The sequence below is a fragment of the Raoultella sp. T31 genome (assembly GCF_002806725.1).
Lineage (GTDB): Bacteria > Pseudomonadota > Gammaproteobacteria > Enterobacterales > Enterobacteriaceae > Klebsiella > Klebsiella electrica.
The window spans coordinates 53880-68873 of the sequence record NZ_PIBO01000010.1 but is presented as its reverse complement, the minus strand read 5'-3'; the positions used below and the strand labels follow the sequence as shown (position 1 = coordinate 68873).

14 protein-coding genes and 1 pseudogene are annotated in these 14994 nt (G+C 57.7%); 6 read left to right on the top strand and 9 right to left on the bottom strand.

The window, feature by feature from the left end:
- The first annotated feature begins 31 nt into the window (after positions 1 to 31).
- From CWM52_RS09655 to CWM52_RS09640, 4 genes are read left to right on the top strand one after another with little or no spacing between them, the layout of a single operon-like run.
- Positions 32 to 1090: an acyl-CoA dehydrogenase family protein gene (locus CWM52_RS09655; protein WP_100683904.1), complete on the top strand. Its 1059-nt coding sequence runs from the start codon at positions 32 to 34 to the stop codon at positions 1088 to 1090.
- The gene (locus tag CWM52_RS09650) at positions 1087 to 1887 is read left to right on the top strand and encodes an ABC transporter ATP-binding protein (protein ID WP_100683903.1); all 801 of its coding nucleotides are present in this window, start codon (positions 1087 to 1089) and stop codon (positions 1885 to 1887) included. The genes CWM52_RS09655 and CWM52_RS09650 overlap by 4 nt, the downstream gene beginning before the upstream one ends.
- On the top strand, positions 1871 to 3061 hold the full coding sequence (locus CWM52_RS09645; RefSeq protein ID WP_100683902.1) for an ABC transporter substrate-binding protein: 1191 nt from the start codon (positions 1871 to 1873) through the stop codon (positions 3059 to 3061). Before CWM52_RS09650 ends, CWM52_RS09645 begins: the two co-directional genes overlap by 17 nt.
- A complete protein-coding gene (locus tag CWM52_RS09640) occupies positions 3058 to 3801 on the top strand; it encodes an ABC transporter permease (protein ID WP_100683901.1) in 744 nt (247 codons plus the stop codon). Before CWM52_RS09645 ends, CWM52_RS09640 begins: the two co-directional genes overlap by 4 nt.
- Before the next feature lie 240 nt (positions 3802 to 4041).
- On the opposite strand, the gene CWM52_RS09635 is transcribed toward CWM52_RS09640, so the two are convergent.
- On the bottom strand, positions 4042 to 4617 hold the full coding sequence (locus tag CWM52_RS09635) for a flavodoxin family protein (RefSeq protein ID WP_100683900.1): 576 nt from the start codon (positions 4615 to 4617) through the stop codon (positions 4042 to 4044).
- 33 nt (positions 4618 to 4650) lie between these two features.
- Positions 4651 to 5316 carry a DsbA family protein gene (locus CWM52_RS09630; RefSeq protein ID WP_100683899.1) on the bottom strand — a complete coding sequence of 222 codons (666 nt, stop codon included), beginning with the start codon at positions 5314 to 5316 and terminating at the stop codon, positions 4651 to 4653.
- A 97-nt stretch (positions 5317 to 5413) separates the two neighbouring features.
- Between CWM52_RS09630 and CWM52_RS09625 the strand changes: the two genes are divergently transcribed.
- Positions 5414 to 6298 carry a LysR family transcriptional regulator gene (locus CWM52_RS09625; protein ID WP_100683898.1) on the top strand — a complete coding sequence of 295 codons (885 nt, stop codon included), beginning with the start codon at positions 5414 to 5416 and terminating at the stop codon, positions 6296 to 6298.
- Positions 6299 to 6547: 249 nt separating this feature from the next.
- Here CWM52_RS09625 and CWM52_RS26480 read toward each other — a convergent pair.
- Positions 6548 to 7128 (bottom strand): annotated as a pseudogene (locus tag CWM52_RS26480) (SOS response-associated peptidase family protein); the annotation flags it as partial.
- A 175-nt stretch (positions 7129 to 7303) separates the two neighbouring features.
- On the opposite strand from CWM52_RS26480, the gene CWM52_RS09610 reads away from it, so the two are divergent.
- Positions 7304 to 7732, top strand: coding sequence for a TOBE domain-containing protein (locus CWM52_RS09610; RefSeq protein WP_100683897.1), 429 nt, complete (start codon positions 7304 to 7306; stop codon positions 7730 to 7732).
- 189 nt (positions 7733 to 7921) lie between these two features.
- On the opposite strand, the gene CWM52_RS09605 is transcribed toward CWM52_RS09610, so the two are convergent.
- The 6 genes from CWM52_RS09605 to sapA all read right to left on the bottom strand — a co-directional run bounded on the left by CWM52_RS09605 (position 7922) and on the right by sapA (position 14840).
- Complete coding sequence (locus CWM52_RS09605) at positions 7922 to 9163, bottom strand: MDR family MFS transporter (RefSeq protein ID WP_100683896.1); 1242 nt, start codon at positions 9161 to 9163, stop codon at positions 7922 to 7924.
- Positions 9164 to 9174: 11 nt separating this feature from the next.
- Positions 9175 to 9936, bottom strand: coding sequence for an ABC transporter ATP-binding protein (locus CWM52_RS09600; protein ID WP_100683895.1), 762 nt, complete (start codon positions 9934 to 9936; stop codon positions 9175 to 9177).
- On the bottom strand, positions 9936 to 10973 hold the full coding sequence (locus CWM52_RS09595) for a FecCD family ABC transporter permease (RefSeq protein WP_100683894.1): 1038 nt from the start codon (positions 10971 to 10973) through the stop codon (positions 9936 to 9938). Before CWM52_RS09595 ends, CWM52_RS09600 begins: the two co-directional genes overlap by 1 nt.
- On the bottom strand, positions 10973 to 11971 hold the full coding sequence (locus CWM52_RS09590; protein WP_100683893.1) for an ABC transporter substrate-binding protein: 999 nt from the start codon (positions 11969 to 11971) through the stop codon (positions 10973 to 10975). Before CWM52_RS09590 ends, CWM52_RS09595 begins: the two co-directional genes overlap by 1 nt.
- Before the next feature lie 263 nt (positions 11972 to 12234).
- Positions 12235 to 13200 carry a putrescine export ABC transporter permease SapB gene (gene sapB, locus CWM52_RS09585; RefSeq protein ID WP_100683892.1) on the bottom strand — a complete coding sequence of 322 codons (966 nt, stop codon included), beginning with the start codon at positions 13198 to 13200 and terminating at the stop codon, positions 12235 to 12237.
- Positions 13197 to 14840 (bottom strand): ABC transporter substrate-binding protein SapA, encoded by a 1644-nt coding sequence (gene sapA, locus CWM52_RS09580; protein ID WP_100683891.1) that lies wholly within the window; start codon positions 14838 to 14840, stop codon positions 13197 to 13199. Before sapA ends, sapB begins: the two co-directional genes overlap by 4 nt.
- Positions 14841 to 14994 lie beyond the last annotated feature (154 nt).

The window sequence follows — 14994 nt, the reverse complement described above, 5'->3', positions numbered from 1 at the left end:
CCTGGCCGCCCTCTGCTGAAGGAGAGTACGCATGCTACATCACTCATTACGCGAGTGGCTTGACGATCGGGCGGTGGAACTTGACCGCTCCGGCGAACACAGCCATGCGCTATTGCAAAAGCTGGCGGAAGCGAACCTGTTTCGTATCGGGATCGCGCCGGCGTCCGGGGGCAGCGGCGGTACGCTGCTGGACGCGATTGACTCCATCAGCGCGGTGGCCCGCCATTCGCTGACGGCGGCGTTTATGTTCTGGGGACACCGTACCTATATCGACATCCTGACCCAGGCGCCGCAGAGCGCATTACGCGAACGTATATTGCCCGATCTGCTGTCAGGCCGGCTGGCGGGGGCGACCGGTTTATCCAACGCGATGAAATTCCTCTCCGGGCTCGAAGAGCTGCAGGTCGGCGGCGTACCTGACGGGGTGGGGGGCTGGCGGCTCTCCGGGCAACTTTACTGGGTTACCAATTTGCAAATCCGCGGTTTCCAGGCGGTGGCGGTTGTTCAGCCTGATGGCAGCGGCGAACCGTTCATCGCCAGTATCGGATCCGGCCTTACCGGCGTGTCGCGCTCTGCCGATCTTGCGCTGATGGCGATGCAGGGCAGCGCCACGGCGGCATTGCGCTTTGACGATGTCGCGCTGGAAAAAGACGCGGTGATCCATCCTGCTGCCCGGACGTTTTTGCCTGCGGTGCGCCCGCGCTTTCTCGGTTTGCAGTGCGGCATGGCGCTCGGGCTGACCGAACGGATTCTTGACGAGTGCCGCGACCGATTAAGCGACGGCCACGTGCTGCGCGGGGAATGGCAGATACTGCTACAGCGCTATCGCCAGATCCGCAGCGACCTTTACGCAGGGGTAGAAAGCCAGCGATTTGTACAGCAGCCCGGAGAACTGTTCCGGCTGCGCATCGGGCTGGTCGAACTGGCGATGAGCAGCATACAACTGGAACTGATGCTGGCGGGAGGCCGGGCCTACCTGTCGCCGCAGGGCGATCAGACCGCGCGCCGCTGGCGTGAATGCGCCTTCCTGCCGCTGGTCACCCCCAGCGTTGTGCAGCTGAAACAGCAGCTGGCAAGGCTGTCGTCATGACCGTTTTGCTGCATGCCAGCCGCCTTGAGGTGGGGTATCGCCGCGGTCAGGTGACGACCCGCTTGCTGCAGGATTTCAACTTTGCGCTGGCGGAAAATGAAATTGTCGCGGTGGTGGGAGCCAGCGGCGTCGGGAAATCCAGCCTGCTGCGGATCCTGGCCGGGCTGGAAAAACCGCTGGCCGGTGAGGTGAACTATCTCGGCCAGCCGCTGGACGGCCCGCATCCTCACCTTTCGGTGGCTTTCCAGGACCCCACGCTGCTGCCCTGGCGCACGCTGGAACACAATGTCACCTTTGGCCTCGATTTCCGCCATCAGCCGCGGCTTAGTGCGCGGGAACGTCGGGAACGCGTGCAACAGGCGATTGCGTCGGTCGGCCTGAGCGCCCACCTCAGTAAGTTACCGGCCCAGCTTTCCGGCGGGATGGCTCAGCGCGTGGCGCTAGCCCGATGCCTGGCGCGGCGGCCGAAGGTCATGCTGCTTGATGAGCCGTTCAGCGCGCTGGATGAAGTCACCCGCCACGACATGCAGCGGCTGTTGATCGCTGTGCTTAATCAACACCGGATGTCGGCGCTGCTGATTACTCATGACATTGACGAGGCGCTGCTGGTGGCGGACCGGGTTATTTTGCTGGGCGGCGCCCCGGGTCGTCTGATGGGCGAATGGTCCCCGCAGATCTCCCATCCGCGCGATAATGCGCTGGAGGCGCTCGCCACCCTGCGGCTGGAAATATTGAAGAAACTGCGCGATGTACGCGCGGATACTGATGCGGAGAAACGCCATGTGCCTGATGTGTGATGCGATGTCGCGACGCGACTTTCTGAAACTGAGCGCGCTGCTGAGCGCCGGAACCGCTCTCCCGCTGATAATGCAACAGCAGGCACGCGCTGCCGTTGAACCGGACGCGCCGGTCAGAGTTGGTTATCTGCCGATCACCGATGCGGCGCCGCTGCTGGTGGCGCACGGGCTCGGTCTGTTCGACAAGGCCGGGGTGAAGGCCGAGCGTCCGGTGATGTTCCGCAGTTGGTCGCAACTGACCGAGGCGTTTATCGCCGGCCGGGTGAACGTGATTCATATGCTCTCGCCGGTGACGATCTGGGCGCGCTACCAGGCGAAACTGCCGGCCAGGGTGGTAGCCTGGAACCATACCAACGGCTCGGCGCTGACCGTGGCACCGCAGATTAGTCGCCCCGAAGAGCTGGAGGGGAAAACCGTCGCCGTGCCTTTCTGGTACTCAATACATAACGTGGTGCTGCAGCAAATATTACGCAGCGCCGGGCTGCAGGCGGTCACCGGCGCGCCGGGGAAAAAGCAGGTTCGCCTGCTGGTGCTTTCGCCTGCTGATATGGTGCCCGCGCTGGCGGCCGGGCAGATTCAGGGCTTTATCGTCGCCGAACCGTTTAACGCGCTGGCGGAAGCGCACCATGTCGGGCGGATCCTGCGTTTTACGGGCGACGTCTGGCAAAACCACGCCTGCTGCGTGGTAATGATGCACGATAGCGATCTCAGTACGCGACCAACGTGGAGCCAGAGCGTGACCGATGCGCTGGTTAACGCCCAGCTGTGGATCCGCCAGCATCGGGCGGAAACGGCGCAACTGCTGGCGCGCAGCGATGAGCATCGCTATACGCCGCACGATGCTGAGGTGCTTCGTCAGGTACTGCTGCCCACTCCGGCGATGCAGGCCAGTTGGCAAAAGGACGGCGCGATCCGCCACGAAGCGTGGCGCCAGCAGCGGATTGATTTCCAGCCCTGGCCTTACGCCAGCTATTTCGCATCGCTGACCGAGCAGCTGAAGCAGACGGTAATGGAGGGAGATCGTGATTTTCTCACCCGGCTCGACGGACATCAGGTCGCCGCCGAGCTGGTGGCGTCGGATTTCGTGCGTCAGAGTATCGCCCGTGTCGGCGGCATGACCGCGTTTGGTCTGCCCGACCAGGCGTTTGACCGTGAGGAAACGATCGCGCCATGAAGTCGCTTTTCATCCGTATTGGCTGGGCGCTTCCCGGTCTTACACTTCTGCTGCTGCTCTGGGGAGCAATAACGCACTTTGCCGGGGGAATGGCCGGGCTGTTTGCGCCGGAAAATGCCTTCCGCAGCCTGCTGGAGATGCTTGTTCAGGGGGAACTGATGCGTAATATCGCCATCAGCCTGTCGCGTGTGGCGGTTGGACTGGGGCTGGCGCTAATGGTCGGTATCCCGTGCGGCCTGCTAATTGGCTGCTCGGCAGCAAGCGAACGTCTGGCGATGCCGGCGCTGCAGTTTCTGCGCATGATCTCGCCGCTCTCGTGGATGCCCGTCGCCGTGATGCTGCTGGGGATCGGCGATCGCCCGATCTGGTTCTTGCTTAGCTTTGCCGCCGTGTGGCCGGTGCTGCTCAATACCGCCAGCGGCGTCAGGCAGTTGCCCCCCGGCTGGCTGCTGCTGGCCCGTTCGTTGAGCGCAACGCGCCGGGAAACGCTCTGGCATATTATTCTGCCCGGCGTTCGCGCCCATATTCTCACCGGTGTCCGGTTGGCCATCGGTATCCTGTGGATTGTGTTGGTGCCTTGTGAAATGCTGGGGGTCAGCTCAGGGCTGGGCTATGCCATCCTTGATGCCCGTGACCGACTGGATTATTCCGCCCTGATGGCGGTGATTGTGACCATCGGTGCGATGGGTTTTCTGATGGACTGGCTGGCCAGATATTTTATCCGCACGGTGAGCACCTGAATTCTCTTAACCCCCGCCGAGGGCGAATGTTCTCGGCATGTCGTTGCGCATCAGCGCCCGAATTTTCAGTTGCTCTCAAGATAAAGGTTTGCCCATTCCGCAGTGTCTCTGATAACCGTGAGTATGGTTTCGGCTGATGTCCTGACAGGTTCGTCCGTCAGTCGGGTGTCTGCTGACGCCACATTTAATCAGCGCTTTCCCGGAGCGGGAAAGCGCCATTCTGGTCAGATAAGCCGGGTATCAGCCTCTGAGACGGGCGGCGGTTTCCGCTACGCGCTGCCCCAGCAGCCTTGCCGTCTCCAGGTCGCCGCTGCGAGGAGCCTCATCCGGCGATGCGTCGGACGGGGATATGGCCAGTGCGCCGGCAAAGCCGGCAGTCCAGTTGACGTCCTGCGGACCGCTAGCCTTGGTGTTGGCGGGTAGCTGACCCAGTCCGACCCAGACCTGGCTGTGCTGCTGGGATAGCGTCCACTGGTACTGGATGGTGGAAAACTTATCGCCGTTCACGGAGGCAGAGTTAGTGAAGCCAGCCGCCACGGTGTCCTTAAGCGCCTGTTTTACCCATAGCTTTGACGAGGCGTCGGCAAACTTTTTGAACTGCCACGCCGGGCCACCCATGTAGGTCGGGGATCCGTAAATCACTGCGTCCTGCTGAGCCAGCAGCTCAAAACTGTCCTCCGGCAGGTCGCCGTTTTCATCAATACGCAGAACGGTGACGTCGGTTCCGGCCACGCTGCGCGCACCTTGCTCAACGGCTTCCGCCTGCTTTGCCGTGTGTCCGTAACCACTGAAGAATACGATTGCTACTTTTGCCATGTCAGTTTCCTCGGTTGTGATAATCCGTATTGGTTATGTCAGTGATGGTAGCTCTGCCAGCGCTGCGCTGATGCTTTGCATCCCGCCGTACAGAGCATGGCCGCTGATGACGTGCTCAGCATCGTCAGCGGTTGCCAGCAGCAGGGGCACGCCCCTGACGCCTTTTTCGCTCATGAGACGCTGTACCCGGGCAGTGCGCAAGTCGGAGAGACTGCGCAGTCCATCGTCAGCCTCAAGCCTGTCCGCCAGCTCAGCGCCGCCGTCAGTGCCGTGCTCCTGCGCCCATGCCGTGCTGATATCCGCCACCACGTCGCTGCGTGAGGTGTCCTGGCCATCCACGTAGCGGGCATGCTGCAAGGCGTGAAGCAGGCCCGCTTCGGCGGCCGCACCGACGTGCTGAAAGGCGGTCAGCGCGCGGTTCATGTACGTTGAGTCAAAGCTGCCGCCAGAGAGCAGGAGCCGGTGATAAGCCTCACTGAACGGCTGACCGGTCAGCGACGCGATGCGTTGGTCGTTGCTCCAGGCGTGCCCGGCCCACAGCGACGTAATCTGGCGGGCGCCGTCGCCGCTGAACAGGCCGCAGGGCATCAGCTCCAGGCGGTCGCCGTAGTGTCGGGACAGATAATCCAGCGCTGGCGCGCTGGCGTAGCACCAGCCGCAAAGCGGGTCAAAAATGTACTGCAGCTTGTCGATATGCACGTTGCCATCTCCGTAAATCAGTTGCGTCCATCATATTTGGATTCCGCAATCCGAAAAACAGGCATACAGTAGACACATTGTTGCATGAGGTGAGCGAATGGACAGGTTTACGGCACTGCAGGTCTTTTCTGAGACGGTTAAACGGGGCAGTATTTCGGCGGCGGCCGAACATCTGGGCCTGTCACGGGCCATGGCGTCGCGCTATATCGCCCTCATGGAGGAGTGGACGGGGTCGCGCCTCCTGCACCGGACGACCCGACGGTTAAGCCTGACGGTACCCGGAGAGCAGGCATTACTGCTGTGCCACGATATCCTGGCGTTGACAGACGGGCTGGCGGCGCTGGACCCTGGCATCGTGTCCGCGCCCAGAGGTAAGCTGAAGATAACCTCCAACTCCATCTTTGCGGAGTTCTGCCTGACGGACCTGATTATCGACTTTCTGGCCGCCTATCCGGAGATTCAGGTTGATCTGCAGGTTGCGGACAGGACCGTTGACCTCGCAGAAGAAGGCATTGACCTTGCCATCCGGGTTTCCAGCTCGATTGCACCTAACCTGTACGCCCGTAACCTCGGCCACTGCTCCTCAGTGCTGTGCGCCAGCAAAGTCTATCTGGATAAACACGGCGCGCCCGGCGGCCTGAGCGATCTGAAAAACCATAACTGTCTGACCTATACCTATTTCGGGCAGAGCGTGTGGCGGTTTCATAAAGATAATGACGTGGTCAGCCTGCCGGTCACGGGCAGCGTCAGCACCAACGAGGCGGCCATCCTGCTGAAGGCGACGAAGATTGGGGCGGGAATAGCCATACTGCCGCTTTTCGCCGTGGAGCATGAGCTTATGACGGGCAGGCTGGTTACGCTGCTGCCGGAGTATGAGCTTGACAGGCTGGAGGTCAGCGCAGTCTACCTGTCACACAAAAAAATGCCGCTGGCCCAGCGAGTACTGATTGATTATCTCGTCAGCCATCTTCGGCTTCCCTGAATCACAGATGCGGGTAACGGACTATCCTCTTTTGGAGCATGACTGCCGGCACGATGAATGCGACCAGTGAAGCTAAAAGAAGGTGACAGACAGCAAGATAAGACATACGTCATGTTGATGATGGCATCGTAGTATCAGGTATGTACTCTTCTGGCGGTGAGTTGAACGGGTCGATGCAAGACTCTCCTTCATCAAGGGGGACGTTGCCATGAAACGAAGCTCGCGGATTAACGCCACGCCAGCCCTTATAATGAGATCTGCTCCGTGATTTTTCACGTTGCCAACAGCACGGGATACAGGGCGCCAGATGAAATGGTCCTCTGACACCGTACCGTAGGTGGCGATTTCTCCCGCCTTTACTCCCCCGAGAGCCTGCCTCATCCATTCACACGTGCTTGCGCAACCTGGACGTCTGACTAGCGGTCGTCAATGTCTGGCAGGTCCTGAACGGCTGCAGTGGTCACCAGCAAAAAGCCCTCGGATTCATCCCGGCATTCGAACGGTACGCTGCCGATTGCCGCCATAAAAATAGGTTGTTCGTCTTTTCTGTGAATGATCCCGCCCTGTTTCATTCATCCCTGCCGTCAGCAAAGCAAATTGCCCGGCCATATTGCCAAAGGGGTTTCAACATCCGGCTTGCCGCGGTAGTTTCAATGCGGGCGTTAATGAGTGCTGGCTACTTCCCCCCTCCGGCGCGTAACCCCAATGAACCGGATCGAGGTGCAATTGTTCATCGTTCACTCAGGTGCAGTACGCGAGTACCTGGCAACGTTGTAACGTCCAATTGGTTCGGGTTCATAGGTCATGTCACGATCTGCTTCTTCTGCCAGCTAAGCCAGATATTCTTCGTCTGTCTGTGATTGCGCAAACTGGAGAAGGTACATCGCCATCACGTTCTGATGGCTGTTTTGAAAGTGGCGAAAAACCATTATAAGAAAGTGGGTATGGATGAGGATGGTTTAACTTGATATAACACATTCTCTCATCTCACCTGGAGGCTACTATATGGCAATTTCGGCTAGAAACCAGCTGGTTGGTACGGTCAGCGCGACTGAACGCGGTGCCGTTAACGATGAAGTTGAATTAACCCTGAAAGATGGCGCTAAACTGGTTGCCATTGTCACATCAAGCAGTAAAGCCGCACTGAGCCTCGAGCCGGGGAAAGACGTCATTGCGCTGATTAAGGCGCCCTGGGTCACACTGGCAACCGAAGACTGTGGGCTGAAATTTTCAGCGCGTAATCAGTTTGCTGGTGAGATTAGTAAGGTCACGCCAGGTGCGGTGAATGCCACAGTGCATGTAAAAACGGATGCGGGGTTTGAAATTGTGTCCGTCATCACCAATGAAAGCTGTGAAGAGTTGCAGTTGGCTATTGGTGTTCGTGTGATTGCATTGATCAAAGCCTCTTCCATCATCATTGCCACTCGCGCATAAACCAAAGCCTGAAAGACGTCTGGAATTGACGATTTTTTATCGCGGTGATTCGTTTAATATCAGAGAAAGATCTGCCTCGCCGTGGCGGGGCTTTTTTTATATCAATCACACTCCGCCTTCACAAACGCGCTTAATCCGACAGATCCCTTATCCGGCTCCGGTTGCAACGCTTTCAGAGCCGTAAGAGAGTCAGGTTGTGAGCGGCTTTTGTAGCGGACGACAAATGACAGCCAGAGCAACGGCGCTACACAAGGGAAACAGCGCCAGCAGTAGCCACGGATAGATGGCCCGGACGGAGGGTACAAGTGCCTCATCCAGCAACGGGCCAAACAACAAATTACCCATCAGCACCGCGAAACCTCCGGCGGTGGCTAGCGCGCCATAGTGCGCACCAAGCGTCGACTCGTCGGCAAACAATGGGATCAGATCTTTTGCCGAGGGGACCAGCAGCATCTGCCCCAGCGTTAACAGCGTCACAAGACATACTGAAGGGATTAACCGCAACCAACCTTCCGCCGGTTGCGTCGCCGCGAACATAGCCACGCTCACAAAAGCGGCGGAGAGCAGCAAAAAACCAACCGGTAAAATTTTAACCGCCCCCACTCGTCGAGCGAAGCGCGCAAGCGGAAGCTGGAAGGTAATAATCAGGAGAGAGGCCAGCATAAAAAGTGGGCCGAGATCTTTCTCGCTGCCTCCTGAGCGCTGAATCTCCACCGGTAGCGCCAGATAAAGCTGGTTGTAGCTCAAAAGCCACGAGCTGTAGGCAATGATAAAGGCGACGAAACGCGGCTGGCGGAATGTCGTCCACCAGGGAAGTATTTTTAACGCCCGTTTGCTGTCATGAGGGGCAGGGAGGCAGAAGTACAGCACAACTAAGGCGACGACAAAGACGCCAGCGCCTGCGAGCGCAACCTGGCGAAAGCCGAGCCCCGTCAACAGTGCACCTGCAACCGGGCCTAGCACGGCGCCGAGTTCACCGCACACGGCAAAAAGCGCAAACCACTCCGCGCGGCTACGCTTGCCGTTTGTTTCGCTTTGTGTCCCTGCTTTTGCCAGTAGCGCTTCAATAGACGGGGAAAACAGTGCTCCGCCGATGCCGGTAAGACATGCGCCCAGAATGATGGACCACAGGGATTGCCCGCATGCCAGCAACAGATAACCCGCAATACGAATCATGCAGCCGCACAGGATAACGACCTTCGCTCCATAGCGGTCAGAGAGTGCGCCGCCGATGATAAACATCCCTTGCTGTGAGAAGGTGCGCAGTCCGAGAACCAGCCCGATAACTCCGCCGGAGAGCAGCATCTCGTCGCGTAAAAAGATGGCCAGGAAAGGGACGACCGCATAAAAGCCAATGTTGAAAATAAACTGGCTGCCCAGTAAAACGGGCGGCCGAAGCGTTGTGACAGGACGCAGAGAGAAAAGAGACATGCTACCTGAACCTAAACAATAAAATGAATGTGCTGCTTGCCATGAAAGCGCGAGGTCTCAATTTTCGTTTTCACCCGGAACACTTCCCAGAGAAGTTCTTCGGACAGAATGTCCTGCGGCGTCCCGCTAGCGATGATCTGTCCTGCCTGCATCACGATCAACGCATCACAGAACATCGCAGCATGGTTGAGATCGTGGATGGCCACAATACTGGTGACGGGTAACTCACTAATCAATTGCATTAACTGCATCTGATGGTGGATGTCCAGATGGTTGGTCGGCTCATCCAGCAGGATCTCGCTGGGAGTCTGCGCCAGTGCGCGAGCAATATGTACCCGCTGGCGTTCCCCGCCGGAGAGACTCAGCCAGCCCTGATCGCTTTTTTCCAGCATGTCCACTCTTTGCAGGGCGGCGGTGACGGTCTCGTCATCGTGCGTACTCCAGTTCGAAAAAGGAGAGTGATGCGGAATACGCCCAAGTTTTACCACGTCGCGAACGCGCATATTGGCATCGGTCATGCCGTGTTGTTCAACAAAGGCCACCCGGCGGGCAAACTGCTTTTTGCCCACGCGGGAAATGTCTTGCCCGTCGAGCTTCACGCAACCACTATCCGGGCGACGCAGTCCCGCAAGGATACGCAGAAGTGAGGATTTGCCGCAGCCATTAGGGCCGAGAAGCCCCACGGTCTCGCCGCGAGAAACGTCCAGCGAGACACCATTGACGATGACTTTTTTGCCTACCTTCCAGGTAATATTGTCAGCGGAGATACTCATTACTTATTCCTTGAGCGGTAGATAATCACGGCAAAGAAAGGCACACCGACCAGCGCAGTCACCACGCCGACAGGAAGGCTTTGCGGCGCGATCAGCAAGCGCGAAGCAATATCGGCCAGTACCATCAGGATCGCGCCTGCCAGGGCGCTGGCAATTAGCAGCGTACGGTGCAGGGGACCAAAGAAGAAACGCATCATATGGGGAACCACCAGGCCAACAAAGCCGATAGAGCCCGCCATACTGACGATGGTCGCGGTGATGAGGGCGGTAACAGTGAAGAGAACCAGCCGCACCCAGGGCACGGCAATGCCCAGTGACGCGGCGGCATCATCACCGAAAGTAAAGGCATCCAGCGCCCGGGAATAGTAGAGGCAAACGGCCAGTCCAGCCAGCACTACCACCAGCACCAGCTGGAATTCAGGCCACCGCACGCCGCTAAAGCTGCCCAGCAGCCAGAACATCACATCACGCGCCTGCTGCGCGCTGGCAGAGGTGCTGATGGTATAAGCGGTAATCGCATTGAAGAGCTGGGAGGCGGCAACCCCTGCCAGAATGGTGCGTTCATTACCGCCGCGCGCGCCGTTGGTCAGGAAGGCGACAAAGGCGAAGGCGGCAAACGCCCCGGCAAATGCACCAGCAGAAAGAGATATCGCCCCGGTACCGATTCCCAGTACGACCACAGAAACCGCCCCCGTTGACGCACCTGCGGAGACGCCAAGCACGTAAGGCTCAGCCAGCGCATTCTTTAGCAGGCTTTGCAAAACGGCGCCGCAAATAGCCAACCCGGCGCCACAGCATGCAGCCACCAGCGCGCGGCTCAGACGAAAGTCCCAAATCACGCTTTCATAGATGCGGCTGAGCGGAACGTTACTCCACCCCATTTTATTGCTGATGGCATAAAAGACGTTTTGCAGCGGGATCGAAAGCTCACCCACGCTGACACTAAGGGCTATGACCAGGAATAACAGTACAATGGCGAACAATCCGACGAGGGGCTGGAGCATTCCCCGTCGCGACTGAAGAACGGCGATCGACATCAGTTCAGCCCCAGTTTTCTGAGCTGCGCGGCGACCTGTTCAGCACCGTAGATTGTTCTGATGGTCGGGTTCATTGCCTGACCGTCCATCACCACGATATGGCCTTTTTTCACTGCATCCAGCTGGCTGACGGCCGGATCGCTCTTGAGGAATTTGATTTTTTCCTCCGCGTTATCAAGCGCCCAGCGGTTACGATCCAGGCTGGAAACCACAATCACATCGGGATTCGTGGCAATAATGCTTTCCCAGCCCACGGTCGGCCATTCGGTCTCAGAAGTAATGGCGTTATGTCCCCCCAGTACGCTGGCGATAAATCCGGATGCGCTGTTTTTACCGCCAACATAGGCATCAGCAGAAGGAGAAGAGCTTGAGAACCAAAAAACAAAAGAGAGATCTTTTTTGTTTTTACCGAACTCCTGGCGTAGTTCCGCTTCACGTTTTTTGAGGTCGGCAATAACCGCCTGGCCACGATCTTCAACGTTAAAAATTTTGGCGAAATCTTCAATTTCTTTATAGAGATACGTCATATCCCATAGCTTCTGACGGCTGCCATACATATCGCCAGAGGCTTTTTTTGTTGCGCACATGCCTGGAGACACATAGCTATTCACACCAAGAGTCACCAGATCTTCACGCTTCGCGACCTTACTTTCCGGCCCCAGTAACAGCGGCGACTGAGCGGGAACGAAATCTGGATTTTGCGCCAGAACGGATTCGAGGGTTGGAATTTCAACCGTCAGCGTTTTGATTTTTGCATTCTGTTCAGCCAGTTGCGGCAAGACTTTGGTCGGCCAAAATGCACTGGCGATCACCTTATCCTGCAGGCCCAGCAGGAGTAAAATTTCAACGGTGTTTTGCCCCAGCGCTACGACGCGTTCAGGTGGTTTGGTAAATATTTCTTTATACCCGCAGTTTTCAATGGTCAGAGGATATGTGGTTGCCAGAGCGGAACTGACCGACGCAAACACCATACCTAACGCGCAGATGACCTTTTTCATTAAACGCTATCCTTCATTAAAATTATTTTTGAAAATCCAGGTTCTATTTTTAATGCAAATGTAACTCATTACTGAAGCGGAGTTTTATACAATGGCGGATATAGGGTGTCAATGATAGCCCCGGCAGTCGCTATCAAAACATGGATTGCCGGGGCAAACGGAAAGGGCCGATGCGGACGTTTTGGCGGACCACAATCAGTAAAATTTGATGACGAAATTTTATATCAAATTGATTTATATTGAATTAATGTTTTTTATCCCTGCTAGCGCAGGGCATACCATTCCTTATGCTTCAGCGGGTTAGCCATCGCCCCTAAAATATCGGATATCACGTTGACGGTAATCACCAGCGCGCCAATGACCATGACGCCAGCCGAGATGGCGGCATAATCCTGCTGGCGGATAGCATTAATCAACCAGCGGCCGAGTCCCGGCCAGCTGAAGACCATCTCGGTAATCATCGCCAGAGTCAGCATGGTCGAAAACTGTAGCCCGAGGCGAGGGATAACCGGCGGCAGGGCGTTGTGCAGAACGTGGCGGAGCAAAATCGTACGCCGCGAGACGCCGCGGGTGGCGGCGGCCTTCACGTAGTTGGCATCAAACACTTCGCTGGTGCTGATGCGCATCAGGCGGATCACTTCGGTGGTGGGGGCGACTGCCAGCGTCAGCACCGGCAGCACCATATGGCGTACGGCGCTGACGATCATTTCATGGCGCCACGGCGAGTCGGAGAGCCAGGCGTCAATCAGCGCAAAACCGGTGACCGTCTTCACCTCGTACAGCAGGTCGAAACGCCCGGAGACCGGGAACCAGCCGAGAGTCAGAGAGAAAAAGAGCGTCAGCAGCAGCGCCAGCCAGAACACGGGAATCGAGAAACCAAGCAGCGCCAGGGCGCTGATCAGCGTATCGGGCCACTTGTTGCGCATAATCCCCGCCAGCATACCGACGGGGATACCCACCAGCAGCGCGAAGCCAAACGCGAGGATACACAGCTCCATGGTGGCCGGGAAAACCTCTTTCAGCTGTTCGGAAATCAGCTGACCGTTAATGCTGGAGACACCGAAGTCCCCGTGCAGCAGCCCGCCGAACCAGAACTGCCAGGCGTTCCACAGCGAGGCACCCTGCAGCGGGGCGTGGGGGGTAAAATAGCTCAGACTGAAGCCGACGAAGGTCAGGAAAAAGAGCGTGACCAGCAGTAGCAGCAGGCGGCGCAGGGTAAAAATAATCATGGTTTTTTCACCTCGTCTTTTTTCTCCCGCGAGACCCCCGCAAAGGAGGCGTTGCCAAACGGACTCAGTATCAGACCTTTCATATCATAGCGATACGCCTGCAGACGCAGCGATGAAGCCAGCGGCAGCACCGGCAGCTCACGAGCGAGGATATGCTGCGCCTCTTTATAGGCTTCAATGCGCGACGCCAGTTGCTGGGAGCGCAGGGCCTTTTGCAACACTTCGTCAAATTCGCGATTGCACCAGTGGGCGAAGTTGGTCTGTGAGGCAATGGCCGCACAGCTCAGCAGCGGGCGGAAAAAACTATCCGGGTCGTTGCTGTCCGTGGCCCAGCCGGAGAGCGTCAGATCGTGGTTCATGTCCATCAGCCTGGCTTCCTGGAAACGGCCTTCGACCGGCACAATAATCACCTTCACGCCAATTTGCGCCATGTCCGCCTGAATCAGCTCGGCGGTCTTCAGCGGGCTGGGGTTCCAGGCCTGTGAGCTGGTGGGCACCCAGAGCTTAAGCGTCAGATTCTCCAGCCCCAGCGCTTTGAGGCGCTCGCGGGCTTCTTTCGGGTTGTATTCGGTAATTTTAGCGTCGTTATCGTAGGCCCACGAAGCGCGCGGCAACATCGAGGCGGCGGTTTCCGCCGTCCCGTAGTAAATAGACTGCATCAGGCGTTGGTTATTGATAGCCAGCGCCAGCGCATGGCGCACTTCCGGTTTATCCAGCGGTGGCCGGGCGGTATTGAACGCCAGCCAGGCGATATTCATTCCCGGGCGCAGGGTCAGACGCAGACGGGGATCGTCGCGTAAAATGGTCAACTGGCTGGCGGCAGGCCAGGCCAGAACGTCGCACTCCCCGGTGAGCAGTTTCGACAGGCGGCCGGTGCCGCCGGAACCGAGGTCGATCACCACCTGCGGCATCAGCGGTTTGCCGCGCCAGTAGTCCGGGTGACGCTGCAGGCGCACGTACTGCCCGGCGCGATACTCTTCAAGCTGGAACGGGCCGGTACCAACCGGCTGACGGTCAAGCTGTTCCGGACGATCGGCTTTGGTTAACTTTGCGCCGTATTCTGCAGACATGACCGACGCATAGTGGGTCGCCAGGTGCCAGAGGAACGAAGCATCCGGATACTTCAGGCGAAATTCGACGGTCTGGCTGTCCAGCTTGCGCACGCTTTCTACGCTGTCGGCGAACTGTAAACTGTCGAAATAGGGGAAGCTGCTGCCGTTGACGCTGTGCCACGGATCGTCGCGGTTAAAAATACGACTGAAGGTGAAAATCACATCGTCAGCGTTAAAGGCGCGGGTGGGTTTAAACCAGGATGTCGACTGGAAAGGGACGTGGCTACGCAGATGAAAGCGGTAAGTCGCGCCGTTATCCAGTACTTCCCAACTTTCGGCCAGTTCTGGGACCAGACGGTAGGTATAGGGATCGACATCCAGCAGGCGATCGTATAGCTGGGCGGCTAAGGTGTCGACAATCAGACCGCTGCTGACTTTCTGCGGGTTAAAAGTATTAACCTGGCCGCTTACGCAGTAAACAAAGCCGCTATCGCGAATATCGGCATTCGCGGGCAGCGTGGGCGCGGCAAGAGCCTGCCCGCACAGCAGCGACGCTACTGCGAGAAGAGAAGATATTTTCAGGCGCATAATGTTTTTATGATGACGGAGCAGTGCTCCATCTTATTAATATTGAATGACATATTCCATCACCTTCAACGCTCACAGGGACACTATCACGGCGACGGCGTCGGTTCGCATGCCTGTCACGCCGCTACGTCGAGTATACCTCGTAAAATCACCC

What these genes read in the sequence shown, in the direction of transcription:
- CWM52_RS09600 (WP_100683895.1), bottom strand. Translation starts at nt 9,936, where the DNA reads ATGAGTATCTCCGCTGACAATATTACCTGGAAGGTAGGCAAAAAAGTC.
- CWM52_RS09645 (WP_100683902.1), top strand. Translation starts at nt 1,871, where the DNA reads ATGTGCCTGATGTGTGATGCGATGTCGCGACGCGACTTTCTGAAACTG.
- sapB (WP_100683892.1), bottom strand. Translation starts at nt 13,200, where the DNA reads ATGATTATTTTTACCCTGCGCCGCCTGCTGCTACTGCTGGTCACGCTC.
- sapA (WP_100683891.1), bottom strand. Translation starts at nt 14,840, where the DNA reads ATGCGCCTGAAAATATCTTCTCTTCTCGCAGTAGCGTCGCTGCTGTGC.
- CWM52_RS09635 (WP_100683900.1), bottom strand. Translation starts at nt 4,617, where the DNA reads ATGGCAAAAGTAGCAATCGTATTCTTCAGTGGTTACGGACACACGGCA.
- CWM52_RS09625 (WP_100683898.1), top strand. Translation starts at nt 5,414, where the DNA reads ATGGACAGGTTTACGGCACTGCAGGTCTTTTCTGAGACGGTTAAACGG.
- CWM52_RS09590 (WP_100683893.1), bottom strand. Translation starts at nt 11,971, where the DNA reads ATGAAAAAGGTCATCTGCGCGTTAGGTATGGTGTTTGCGTCGGTCAGT.
- CWM52_RS09610 (WP_100683897.1), top strand. Translation starts at nt 7,304, where the DNA reads ATGGCAATTTCGGCTAGAAACCAGCTGGTTGGTACGGTCAGCGCGACT.
- CWM52_RS09595 (WP_100683894.1), bottom strand. Translation starts at nt 10,973, where the DNA reads ATGTCGATCGCCGTTCTTCAGTCGCGACGGGGAATGCTCCAGCCCCTC.
- CWM52_RS09650 (WP_100683903.1), top strand. Translation starts at nt 1,087, where the DNA reads ATGACCGTTTTGCTGCATGCCAGCCGCCTTGAGGTGGGGTATCGCCGC.
- CWM52_RS09640 (WP_100683901.1), top strand. Translation starts at nt 3,058, where the DNA reads ATGAAGTCGCTTTTCATCCGTATTGGCTGGGCGCTTCCCGGTCTTACA.
- CWM52_RS09655 (WP_100683904.1), top strand. Translation starts at nt 32, where the DNA reads ATGCTACATCACTCATTACGCGAGTGGCTTGACGATCGGGCGGTGGAA.
- CWM52_RS09605 (WP_100683896.1), bottom strand. Translation starts at nt 9,163, where the DNA reads ATGTCTCTTTTCTCTCTGCGTCCTGTCACAACGCTTCGGCCGCCCGTT.